This window comes from Bacillus sp. YBWC18 (assembly GCF_002998775.1).
GTDB lineage: Bacteria > Bacillota > Bacilli > Bacillales > Bacillaceae > Bacillus.
Map to the genome: position 1 here is coordinate 807,507 of NZ_PVRI01000001.1, position 12,394 is coordinate 819,900.

A 12,394-nucleotide genomic window follows, 5' to 3' on the forward strand; every position below is an offset into this window, starting at 1 on the left:
CGTAAAACCTCCCTTTCTATCTATATATTACCATAATCAATAAAAGATTGAGATTTATCCATAATTTATCTATAATAGGTAAAATATCACTCATTAAAGGAGAACCAATATGAGAACTTTAGTCCTTTTACGAGGTCTCCCAGGCGTGGGTAAATCAACATGGGTCAAAGAGCAAGGCTTAGAGCCATATACTTTATCAGCTGATCAGATCCGTTTGTTGACCCAGCCTCCGCAGTTATCAGTCAATGGGAAACCGGAAATTACGAGCAAGCATGATCATAAAGTGTGGTCTTTATTATTTGATTTACTCACAGCCCGAATGGAACGTGGAGATTTTACTGTGATTGATGCGACACATATTTCAAGCAAATCGATATCTCAATATAAATCGTTAGCCACATCGTATCGTTACAGGGTGTATGTCGTCGATTTCACGCAAGTGCCGCTTGAAACAGCTCTCCTGCAAAATCGCTCACGGGAACCTCACAAAGTTGTGCGGGAGTCTGTTTTATATCAAATGAACGAGCGGTTAAAAACAGAAAAGGTCCCATCATGGGTGACTGTTTTGCAGCCTGAGGAATATCCGCAAGTGATGACCTATCAGCCTCGATCCTTCGATCAATATGAGGCCATTCATGTCTTTGGAGATATTCACGGCTGTCATACCGCTCTGACCACCTATTTACAAGGAGACATTAAAGAAAACGAACTTTATATCTTTGCAGGTGATTTACTTGATAGAGGAATAGAAAACAAGGAAGTATTAGAATGGATGCTCGCACATAGAGAATGCCGGAATGTCATCGTGATTGAGGGCAATCATGATCAGCATTTATACCGGTTTGCACATGGTGAAAAAGTAAGAAGCAATATGTTTAACCGGCATACTGCACCTGAAATCGAAGCAGCAGACTTTGATTTAAAAGAAGTACGGAAGTTTGTCAGAACATTTCATCAGCTTACTTATTTTACGTACCATGGCAAGACATTTCTTGTTACCCACGGGGGGCTTGCTCATTTGCCAGAAGAGCTTCTGCATGTCTCAACACAGCAGCTCATTCACGGTGTAGGTGAATATTCAGATGACATTGACCACTTGTTTGTTCAAAACACCGCTGGATTAGATGTCATTCAAATTCACGGGCATCGCAATTTATACAGGCTGCCTATTCAAGCATCGGAAAGGTCTTATAATCTAGAAGGCCAGGTTGAATTCGGGGGGCAGCTGAGGGTCTTGAAAATCACAGCTGACGGGATTGAGACTCATGAAATTGACAACCCAGTCTATAGAGCTTCTGAGAAAAACCCATCGGCTGCTATTCAACCAGATATCTCACTGGATGACTTTTTAGCTCACTTAGATCAGCATGAATATGTACAGGAATTAAAGCTTCCGCACCATATTTCATCTTTTAATTTTACGAAAAAAGCTTTTAGTGAACGGCAGTGGGATGATGTGAATGTGAAGGCAAGAGGTTTGTTTGTCAATATGGTGTCAAAGCAGATTGTTTCAAGAAGCTACAACAAATTTTTTAATATTGACGAGCGTCCAGAGACAAAAATGCATCATCTAGTGAACCATCTTCAATTCCCTGTTACCGTCTATGATAAAGCAAATGGATATTTAGGAACGGTTGGGTATAACGAAATGGATGATGAATTGGTGTTTACGTCCAAATCGTATACATCACATGTGAAGCAAAATCCGCATGCTTCCTGGGTCGAAGAGCTATTTTATGCAACCTTTGACGATGTGCAGATCGACTACATCAAATCATACGTACGTGACCACAAAGTATCTCTTGTGTTTGAAGTCATTTTACCAGAGAAAGACCCACATATTATCACATATGATCAAGATCAACTCATTTTGCTTGATATTGTGAAGCGTCAGCTAAGCTATGAAAAAGCAGCATTCACTGAAGTGAAAAGGTTAAGCGAACAGCTTGGAATGTCCTGCAAGCAGGAAGTGGCTGTGTTCCATGATTGGACGTCTTTTTATAAATGGTATCAGGCAGTCTCTCATGACGACTCGATTAAAGAAGAGGGATTTGTCATAGAGGATCATCGCGGATTCATGACCAAGCTCAAGCTCCCTTATTATCAATTCTGGAAGCAGATGCGCGCGATCAAGCAGCGCGTCGCAGAGAAGCGTTCCTCGCAAAAATATATGCACGCTTTGCAAACAGCGGAGCAAGCTAGATTTTATACGTGGCTTCTTGAGCAAGATGCCAATGATGTCAGGAATAGCTCAATTATTGAGCTGCGAACACAATTTGAGCAAAGCGATGCTGCCCAATTGAATAATGATGAAATAAATGCATAGTCTAAACATGAGTCTTTTCTAAGGAAAAGGCTTTTTTTGATGCAATTGAAAGGTAGACCCATATATGCCTGGTCATATTGAAGTGATTCTTCGAACGATGTTTGCTTTTGCGATTTTATTTGGTGGAGCACGTCTTCTTGGAAAGCAAACAGATTGATACATATGACGGCCATATTCAGTCTCCGATTGATCAAGAATGAACGTGTAGTGCAGAGGTCACCCGCATGACACATATCTGCCAATATTTCTAAGTCCTTTGGATGCTGTCTGACTAGGCATCATTTCTCAATTATTATTATTTTCAGAAAATGTGATGACGGAGAAAAATAAGTGTGTTTAAGTATATATAGAAGAAATTAAAATATTAATATAATATACCGCATGCGGAATGAACATTCATTCCTAAAATGAGGAGGGGATGAAGTGCCAGCAGTGACTGATAAACAAGAACAGATTATGAAGGCTTCACTAGATTTATTTATTGAACGGGGCTTTGATGGGACCACGATGCCGATGATATCAAAAAGAGCAAACGTCGGAGCAGGAACCATTTACCGTTATTTCGACAGTAAAGAGGCACTCGTCAACATTTTGTACCAGCGCAGCCTTTCTGCATTTATCGAAAAAATGAACACAAACAGTCCAGATCCAAAGGCAAGTATTCGGGCGTACTTTAAGCATGTATTTTATTGCTTGGTTTTATTTACAAAGGAGAATCCAAGCGGGCTATATTTCTTAGAAATTGATAAACGATCCCATTACTTAGACGAGACGAGCAAAGAGAAAATGCAGCTTTTGTTACATGAGCTATTCCTTATCTTTGAAGAAGGGAAAAAGGATGGGATTCATCCAAATCTCTCAGGTAGAACCATTTTATCGATTGTATTTGGTGCCTTTGTACAGCTGCATAAACAAATTCTTGCAGAAGAAATAGAGCCAACGATTGAATTTCTAGAGGACATTGAGCAATGTTTATGGCGCGCCATTAGCGTTGCTTCTTAATGATATAAAGGGAGTGGGCACATGCAACAAACATCAATCATTCCAAAACCAAAAACATACGGACCTTTTAAAAATATTCCCCATATCAAAAAGGGGGAGCTTTCTCAAACCTTTTGGCGTCTTGCAGATGAATTAGGACCGATCTTTCAGTTTGAATTTTCAAAAGCAACAAGTATTTTTGTTTCCAGCCATGAACTTGTCCAAGAAATATGTGATGAGAGCCGTTTTGATAAATACATTGGGAGAAGTCTCAATAAAGTAAGAGCATTTGCAGGAGATGGGTTATTTACGAGCTGGACAGAAGAACCGAACTGGAGAAAGGCTCACCACATCTTGATGCCGGCGTTTAGCCAGCAGGCCATGAAGGGCTATCATGAGATGATGCTCGATATTGCCACACAGCTTGTACAAAAATGGCAAAGAACAGGCCGTGATGAAGAAATTGAAGTAGCAGAGGATATGACAAAGCTTACTTTAGATACGATCGGACTTTGCGGTTTTGATTTTCGATTTAACAGCTTTTATAAAGAAAATCAGCATCCATTCATCGAAAGTATGCTGAATGGTTTAAACGAAGCGATGGATCAGGCGAGCCGGTTGCCGGTTGCAGATAAGCTAATGATCAAAAGAAGAAAAAAATTTGACCAAAATGTCGATTTTATGAAGCAATTAGTAGATGACATTATTCAAGAACGAAAAAAACAAGATAAAACGGGCGATGATTTACTGTCCCTCATGCTGCATGCAAAGGACCCTGAAACAGGAGAGCGCCTGTCAGATGAAAATATCCGCTATCAAATCATTACCTTCTTAATAGCTGGGCACGAAACAACAAGCGGGCTGCTATCCTTTGCGATTTATTTCTTATTAAAGAATCCAGAAAAATTAAAGAAAGCCGTCCAAGAAGCAGATGATGTGCTGCAAGGCGGACTGCCAACATTTAAGCAGGTACAAAAACTAAATTACACTCGTATGGTTTTAAATGAATCACTTCGCCTCTGGCCAACAGCGCCTACGTTCTCTCTTTATGCGAAAGAGGACACCGTCATCGGAGGGAAATATTCGATTGAAAAGAATCAAAGTGTCTCCGTGCTGCTCCCTAAGTTACATCGTGATCAAGCGGTATGGGGAGAGGATGCGGAAGAATTTAAACCAGAGCGGTTTCTACACCCTGAAAAGATCCCGCAGCATGCCTACAAGCCTTTTGGGAATGGGCAGCGTGCATGTATCGGCATGCAATTCGCTCTTCATGAAGCCACTATGGTGCTAGCGATGGTTCTGCACAATCTGGAATTGATTGATCACACATCATATGAACTTGATTTAAAAGAATCTCTGACGATTAAGCCAAACGATTTTAAAATCAAAGTGCTGCCAAGGAAGCAGCTACTCTTTATGGCACCACCGAAAGAAGAGGCGAAAAAAAGCACAAAATCTGATGTGTCAAAAGTGGCCAGTCACGGTACACCACTGCTTGTTCTATATGGATCAAATCTTGGCACAGCGCAGCAAATCGCAAACGAATTTGCTGAAGACGGGAAAGCAAAAGGGTTTGACGTGACCACTGCTCCGCTTGATGACTATACACGCCAATTACCAGATAAAGGTGCAGTCTTAATCGTGACCGCTTCATACAATGGACATCCGCCTGACCATGCGAAAAAATTTGTGGATTGGGTCACGCAGGATGAAGAGCAGGATTTATCAAACGTGACATTTGCTGTTTTTGGATGCGGAGATCGAAATTGGGCGAGTACGTACCAGCGTATTCCGCGTCTCATTGATGAAGCACTTGAAAGAAAAAGTGCAAAGCGTGTAGCTGATTTAGGAGAAGGCGATGCAGGCGGAGATATGGATGAGGATAAAGAAACATTCCAGAAAACGGTCTTCAAGCAGCTTGCAAAAGAATTTAAGCTCACCTTCCAAGAGAAAGGTAAGGAAAAGCCAAAACTATCAGTTGTTTATACAAATGAGCTAGTAGAACGTCCTGTGGCGAAAACGTATGGTGCTTTTTCAGCTGTTGTACTGAAAAATGAGGAATTACAATCTGAAAAAAGTGAGCGGCAAACAAGACATATTGAACTGCAATTGCCTGAAGGGAAACAATACAAAGAAGGGGATCATATCGGAATTGTTCCGAAAAATAGTGATGCACTCGTGCAGCGGGTGATCAATCGCTTCAATCTTGATCCTAAGCAGCACATCAAGCTTTCTTCTCAGAAAGAAGCAAGTCATTTACCTTTAGATCAGCCGATTCAAATGAGAGAATTACTTGCGTCACATGTTGAGCTTCAAGAGCCTGCAACACGTACGCAGCTAAGAGAGCTCGCAGCATATACAGTTTGTCCGCCTCACCGCGTGGAGCTTGAGCAAATGGCTGGTGAAGCATATCAAGAAGCCGTTTTAAAGAAACGAGTAACCATGCTGGACTTATTAGATCAATATGAAGCGTGTGATCTGCCGTTTGTGCACTTTTTAGCACTTTTACCAGGTTTGAAGCCGCGCTATTACTCAATTTCTAGCTCACCAAAGGTCGAAGAAAAAAGAGTCAGTATCACAGTGGCGGTTGTGAAAGGTAAAGCGTGGAGCGGCCGCGGAGAATATGCCGGAGTCGCATCAAACTATTTATGCGGTCTGCAGGCAGGAGAAGAAGTCGCCTGCTTCCTCCACGAAGCGCAGGCAGGATTCCAGCTGCCACCTTCATCCGAAGTACCGATGATCATGATCGGACCGGGTACAGGAATCGCTCCATTTAGAGGGTTTGTTCAGGCAAGAGAAGTGTGGCAGAAGGAAGGAAAACCACTAGGCGAAGCTCACCTGTATTTTGGCTGCCGTCACCCTCTTGAAGATAATCTGTATTTTGAGGAAATGCAGCTTGCAGCGCAAAAAGGAGTTGTTCACATCCACCGGGCTTATTCTCGTCACAAAGAGCAAAAAGTATATGTCCAGCATTTGTTGAAAGAAGACGGCGACATGCTGATCAAGTTACTTGACCAAGGTGGGTATCTTTACGTGTGCGGGGACGGAAAAGTTATGGCACCAGACGTAGAGGCTACGCTTATCGACCTCTATCAAAACGAGAAACATTGCTCGAAGGAAACAGCTGAAAATTGGCTGACAACCCTTGCAAATGACAATAGATATGTAAAAGATGTGTGGAGCTGAAAAATTAGGAAGACCGCCAATTAGGCGGTTTTTTCTATTTCAGAGAGAGATCAATAGAAAGAAGGTTGGAAAGATACAAAACACCTAATTTAAAAATGAAATATTTTGTAAAAAATAAGAATATTCTCTCATTTACTCCAATATGAAACAATCGTATGATTTTTGATATAGGACATAAAGGAGGAATATGATGAAAAAGGTGAAAATGTTACTCCCTTCTCTACTCGTTTTTGGTGCTTTAAGTGTGCCTAGTTTTGCCCATGCCACATCGGATTCAGTACTAACGTCTGTTTATGACATGGTGACTTCTGATGGGAAGGTGATCTCTTCAAGTGATTTCCACAATGATACGAAATCCCCCTCATCCTTTGACAAAGTGGATGATCTTTCTTCTACTGTTGGCGAAAAAGTAAAACCACTATCAAAATATTTAAAAGACTTTCAAACAAAAGTCGTCATTGGAGACGATGGTAGAACAAAAGTAGCAAACACAAGAGTGGCACCATATAATTCAATTGCTTATATTACATTTGGCGGCTCAAGCTGCACGGGGACACTCATTGCCCCTAACAAAATTTTGACAAACGGGCACTGCGTGTACAATACAGCATCGAGAAGTTATAGTGCAAAAGGATCGGTGTATCCAGGCATGAACGATAGTACTGCGGTGAATGGCTCAGCAAACATGACGGAGTTCTATGTACCAAGCGGATATATCAATACAGGCGCGAGCCAATATGATTTTGCCGTGATCAAAACAGATACGAACATTGGCAATACGGTCGGTTACCGCTCTATCCGTCAGGTGACAAACTTAACTGGGACAACGATTAAAATTTCTGGATATCCAGGTGATAAAATGAGATCGACTGGCAAGGTGTCGCAGTGGGAGATGTCAGGTTCTGTGACAAGAGAAGATACAAATCTCGCATACTATACGATTGATACATTTAGCGGAAATTCAGGCTCAGCGATGCTAGATCAAAATCAGCAAATCGTTGGGGTTCATAACGCAGGGTATTCAAACGGAACGATTAATGGCGGTCCAAAAGCGACAGCTGCCTTTGTTGAATTTATCAACTATGCAAAAGCGCAATAAAAGCTAGAGCACAAAGCTTGTTTCCTTCATAGGGGACAAGCTTTTTTATATGGATAGAATCACTGGTTTCTATCTGTCTACGCTTGAGAGATTCATTGAGTTCTCAGCCTCATCATTTTTTTCACATGTCATTCGTGAACCGCTCATACATTAAAATGACACATTTCCTTTAAGTCAAGATTCTGCTTGAGAAAAATGAGGAGGTCTCACACTTTTGAAAATGAGAAGAGGCTGGATCACTGGTGTCGCCTTATGCTTTGTGATATGGATGGGCACGTTGTTAGGTGGATTTGGGGAGAAACATGCGGCAAAAGGTGCGGATCGATATGATCATGTCATTCAATTTCCAAAGGAACGGTACCCTGAAACAGGCAGCCATATTCAAGAAGCCATTCGAAAAGGGCATTCAGATGTGTGTACGATAGACCGAAATGGAGCAGATGCCCGCAGGCAAGAATCATTAAAAGGAATTCCGACTAAACCTGGCTTTGACCGGGATGAGTGGCCGATGGCGGTTTGTCTTGAGGGAGGAAAAGGTGCGAGTGTTCAATATGTCAGCCCATCTGATAATAGGGGAGCAGGCTCATGGGTTGGACACCAGATCAGCAGTTATCCTGATGGGAAAAGAATTTTATTTATTGTGAAATAAAACTGGAAGAGAGGCACCTGTGAGTAGGTGCCTTTTTTGTTGATGATCAGAGCGTATTGGAGTTAGCAGGGACAAAAGATTCAGAGGTACAATGGATCTATAAGGTACAAATACTGACAAGAAGAAAATGTGAAGGGACATATGCTTATGGATAAGAACCGTGCATTATACGATTTTTTCATGCAACATGCAGAGAAACTGACTGAAACTTGGTATGAATCAATTGAGGATGATGATCCAGAATCAATATATCGTTCAACAGATTCCAGCATCATAGCAGAGCTGAAACGGCAAAATCAAGATTATTACCAGCATTTTATACGTGCTCTTATTGAAGACAAGACATATTTACATACTGAGTTTAAAAAGTGGTCTGAAGACTTAGCCAGTGACCCGAAGCATTTAAATACACCATTAGATTATGTTGTGAGAGAATACATGTCCAATCAAAGAGTGGTCCTTCATTACTTAAAAGAATTTATTAAACAGCGTCAAGATGAAATTGATATTGACCGCATCTTTTATTGGTATGATTTAATTTCAGAGGCGTTTAATATTTCAATTCATGTGTTTATCCAGCAATATGTGAAAAATACAACGAGGAAGCTCGTGGCACAAAGAGACATGATTGACGAGCTGAGCTCACCTGTCATTGTTTTAAAAAATCATATTGCGTTATTGCCGTTAGTAGGTGACATTGATACAGCGAGAGCAAAGATGATTTTAGAAAATACGCTGAAACAGTGCTCGCAAAAAGGTGTACAGCATTTATGTATTGATTTATCGGGCGTTGTCATTATTGATACAATGGTGGCTCATCAAATCTTTGATCTTGTCACATCACTTCGGTTAATTGGAGTAGAGACGACCATTTCAGGCATCAGACCAGAAATTGCCCAAACAGCCGTGCAGCTTGGGCTTCCTTTTAATGAATTTCGCACGGCATCATCACTTGCTCACGCGCTGGATCGCATGACTGAATTTTCTCCAATATAAAAACCAGGCCGATTGAATGGCCTGGTTTTTGATTTAGATGACAGCGTCAATTTTTGTGACTTTCCAATCTTTTTGTACTTTTTCGTACGTAACAGTTCGTTTTACTTTGCGTCCATCAAGTGTTGGGACGGTGAATTCATAGGTGCGGACCGTTTGTTTTTTAGAGACAAGTTTAGGTGTGGCTTTATCCCAATTAAGCATGTTGTCTCCGTCACCGACTGGAACAGCCATTTTGCCTTTATGAACAATGAACTGGTAGTCTTTTAAACCTTGATTGATGGCATCTTTTGTGAAAACTTGAGATAGGTAGCTGTTTAGTTTTTTCTTTGTATCAAATGTTTTAGAAAGATAGTTGTATGTCATGTCTTTATAGCTAAATGATTTTAATTTGTAATCGGAATGTTCATTAATTTTGTAGCCTGACATCGCACTCCAAAAGTGTTCTCGTGCGTCAAGGGCAATATGTAACGCTTCTTTATTTGTCAAAGCGGCTGGTTTTTTAGAAGCGGCCAATGTTGTAGATTGTAATGAGATCATAAGCATAATAGCAGTTAATAAAACGAATAATTTTTTCAAGGCGATTGCCTCCTTTTCTCAATGAAAACTTCTTATGTTACAAATGTTACAACAATTACAGTGGTATTACAAGTATTAAATCTAAATGTTTTTTATTTCTTTTCTTTCTATATATAACGTTTGAGGGAGACAAAAAGTTTTCATTTTTTTATTTTTTCTTTATATCTACTATTTAACCGTTCTAAAGAAGAACAAAACGTTTTTTGCAAAAATTTTTGTTTGGACGTTCAACACGCTTTTTCATTTATGACATATACTATCGTGATGAATGTCTAAGAAAGTGGTGTTGAATATGTATTATCCGTATGAAGGTATGTGGAATGGGTACACATATGACAGGCAGATGCAAGGATGGCCATCACTCCCTATTCCTCAAGTTGGAGGATTTCCAGGGTTTCCAATCGGAGGAGGAGGCACTGGACCCGGATCAAGCGGATCAGCTCCGCCAGCTCCGCCGCAGCATATCATTTCGCAGTATCAGCAAGCATTATCACAGCCTCAAAGCATGCAGTCACTTATTTCAGGGCAAACAGGTGGAGGCCAGCAATCTGTTCAATTTGCAGCGGGATGTAATAGAAGATGGACGATTGTGTTCATGAGAAACGGTCAAGTGTTTTTAATGTATGTCCTATCCTCACAGCCTTTCGGGAGAACAACTGGCTTTATTTGGCCAAACTTTACATTTGGTTCCTTCCCAAGCTCGCGTATTCTAGCATATTCTTGTTCATAAAAGAAAAAGCCGGTTCTCATCAGCAGCTGATGAAATACCGGCTTTTTTTAGTGAATATTTCTAAATACGCCAATCACTTTACCTAGTATACTTACATTCTGTAAAATAATCGGTTCCATAGATGGGTTCTCTGGCTGTAATCTAAAGTGTGTATCTTCTTTATAGAAACGTTTCACTGTCGCTTCATCTTCCTCTGTCATGGCGACGACAATATCTCCATTGTTAGCGGTGCTTTGCTGACGCACAATGACATAGTCCTTGTCCAAAATTCCTGCATCAATCATACTTTCTCCCATAATTTCAAGCATAAATACTTGTTCATCTGGTGCTGCAAAAGTCTCTGGAAGAGGGAAGTATTCTTCTACATTCTCAACAGCCGTAATAGGCAGGCCTGCTGTTACTTTTCCGATGACTGGTACGTTCATTACAGCACTCTTAGGAATATTCATTTCCTCTTCATCTAGTACTTCGATCGCTCTAGGTTTTGTCGGGTCTCTTCTAATTAAGCCCTTTGTTTCTAGTCTAGCTAAATGTCCATGAACCGTTGAACTGGATGCTAGACCGACAGCTTCTCCAATTTCACGAACGGATGGGGGATAGCCCTTACTTTTTACTTCTTCTTTGATGAATGTCAGGATATCGAGTTGTCTTTTTGATAGCTTCGTCATCTTTTGCACCTCAAAACGTCAATTTTAAAGAAATTATAGCATGTTTTTCCTAACAGTACAAACATAGGTTCGAAAAAAACGTTTGACAGAAACGTTTGTTCGTATTTATAATGAGTGACAGAAAGAGCGAACACATATTCTGTTAGGAGAGATGACATTATGAGGTTAAAAGAATCTATTATTTTTATTGGGGTATTCTCATTCATCGTTGGCATATTTCTCTCACTTATTGCAGTCACAAGCCATAATGATCCAAATCAGTATGTTAAAATAGAGGTTCAATCAGGTGATACTCTTTGGGGGTTAGCTGATCAAGTAAACGACAGCAAATCAATCGACAAAAATGCGTTTATTGACTGGGTCACAGAACACAATGATCTTGCTTCAACGGAAATCCAGCCTGGTGACATTCTTGTCATACCAGTCAAAAAAGAGCATCCAGTCGTATATCAACTTGCAACAGTACAATAGAAAGGTCGATTGAAGTCATGAATGCAATCATCTATGCGAGAGTAAGCACTGTCAAAGAAGAGCAGGAAACCTCGCTGAAGAGACAAGAAGAAGAACTGCTGGCTTTAGCTGCTATGCACAAGATGAATGTGGTGAAAGTCATCAAAGAAAAAGCAAGCGGATATGATCTAGATCGTGATGGTGTGTTTGATATGCTAGCTACACTAAAAGAAGAGTCAATTGATGCCGTTCTTATCCAGGATGAAACGCGTCTCGGAAGAGGACAAGCAAAAATTGCGCTTCTTCATTGTCTTTTTAAAGAGAACGTAAAGGTGTACAGTACGTTTCATAGAGGCGAGCTTGAGCTTTCAGAAGCAGATGAAATGGTTATTGAGATCGTAGGAGTAGTTGAAGAGTATCAACGAAAAATTCATAACCTGAAAATCAAGCGGGGAATGAGAAGAGCTGTTGAGCGCGGGTATCAGCCCGAACTGAATTTAAAACAGCAGGATCATGCGCCTGGCCGTGAGCGTATTGAAGTGCCGATTTCAGAAATTGTTCGATTAAGAAAAAACAACATGACATTCGCAGAAATTGCAGCAACTCTTCAGGCACTAGGTTTTGACATTTCAAAAGCAACGGTCCATAGAAGGTATCAAGAATATGAAAAAGGTCTGACCACCTAAAGCTTGATTTGTTGTCAAAATGATTGATATTTAGTAGTATGTAGAGA

The 12,394-nt window shown here is 40.6% G+C and carries 11 protein-coding genes; 9 read left to right on the forward strand and 2 right to left on the reverse strand.

The genetic code is table 11. The features are described from left to right. Positions 1–109: 109 nt before the first annotated feature. The 6 genes from C6348_RS04205 to C6348_RS04235 all read left to right on the forward strand — a co-directional run bounded on the left by C6348_RS04205 (position 110) and on the right by C6348_RS04235 (position 9,237). On the forward strand, positions 110–2,326 hold the full coding sequence (locus C6348_RS04205; protein ID WP_106041990.1) for an RNA ligase: 2,217 nt from the start codon (positions 110–112) through the stop codon (positions 2,324–2,326). A 456-nt stretch (positions 2,327–2,782) separates the two neighbouring features. Beyond that, positions 2,783–3,328, forward strand: coding sequence for a TetR/AcrR family transcriptional regulator (locus C6348_RS04215; RefSeq protein WP_249114887.1), 546 nt, complete (start codon positions 2,783–2,785; stop codon positions 3,326–3,328). Between the two features lie 21 nt (positions 3,329–3,349). Continuing rightward, a complete protein-coding gene (locus C6348_RS04220; RefSeq protein WP_106041992.1) occupies positions 3,350–6,493 on the forward strand; it encodes a bifunctional cytochrome P450/NADPH--P450 reductase in 3,144 nt (1,047 codons plus the stop codon). A gap of 190 nt (positions 6,494–6,683) precedes the next feature. Then, complete coding sequence (locus tag C6348_RS04225) at positions 6,684–7,592, forward strand: trypsin-like serine peptidase (protein WP_106041994.1); 909 nt, start codon at positions 6,684–6,686, stop codon at positions 7,590–7,592. 268 nt (positions 7,593–7,860) lie between these two features. After that, the gene (locus tag C6348_RS04230) at positions 7,861–8,241 is read left to right on the forward strand and encodes a NucA/NucB deoxyribonuclease domain-containing protein (RefSeq protein ID WP_060596689.1); all 381 of its coding nucleotides are present in this window, start codon (positions 7,861–7,863) and stop codon (positions 8,239–8,241) included. Positions 8,242–8,388: 147 nt separating this feature from the next. Beyond that, a complete protein-coding gene (locus tag C6348_RS04235; RefSeq protein WP_106041996.1) occupies positions 8,389–9,237 on the forward strand; it encodes an STAS domain-containing protein in 849 nt (282 codons plus the stop codon). A 33-nt stretch (positions 9,238–9,270) separates the two neighbouring features. Here the strand turns inward: C6348_RS04235 and C6348_RS04240 are convergent, their stop codons facing one another. Beyond that, positions 9,271–9,813: an IseA DL-endopeptidase inhibitor family protein gene (locus C6348_RS04240; protein WP_034660768.1), complete on the reverse strand. Its 543-nt coding sequence runs from the start codon at positions 9,811–9,813 to the stop codon at positions 9,271–9,273. Positions 9,814–10,105: 292 nt separating this feature from the next. Between C6348_RS04240 and C6348_RS04245 the strand changes: the two genes are divergently transcribed. Further along, positions 10,106–10,543: a hypothetical protein gene (locus tag C6348_RS04245; RefSeq protein ID WP_106041998.1), complete on the forward strand. Its 438-nt coding sequence runs from the start codon at positions 10,106–10,108 to the stop codon at positions 10,541–10,543. 47 nt (positions 10,544–10,590) lie between these two features. Here the strand turns inward: C6348_RS04245 and lexA are convergent, their stop codons facing one another. Next, positions 10,591–11,211, reverse strand: a complete 621-nt coding sequence (lexA, locus tag C6348_RS04250) for a transcriptional repressor LexA (protein WP_003212311.1) — start codon at positions 11,209–11,211, stop codon at positions 10,591–10,593. A gap of 159 nt (positions 11,212–11,370) precedes the next feature. On the opposite strand from lexA, the gene yneA reads away from it, so the two are divergent. Further along, on the forward strand, positions 11,371–11,682 hold the full coding sequence (yneA, locus tag C6348_RS04255; protein ID WP_034660770.1) for a cell division suppressor protein YneA: 312 nt from the start codon (positions 11,371–11,373) through the stop codon (positions 11,680–11,682). Between the two features lie 17 nt (positions 11,683–11,699). Beyond that, the gene (locus tag C6348_RS04260) at positions 11,700–12,347 is read left to right on the forward strand and encodes a YneB family resolvase-like protein (protein WP_003211322.1); all 648 of its coding nucleotides are present in this window, start codon (positions 11,700–11,702) and stop codon (positions 12,345–12,347) included. Positions 12,348–12,394 lie beyond the last annotated feature (47 nt).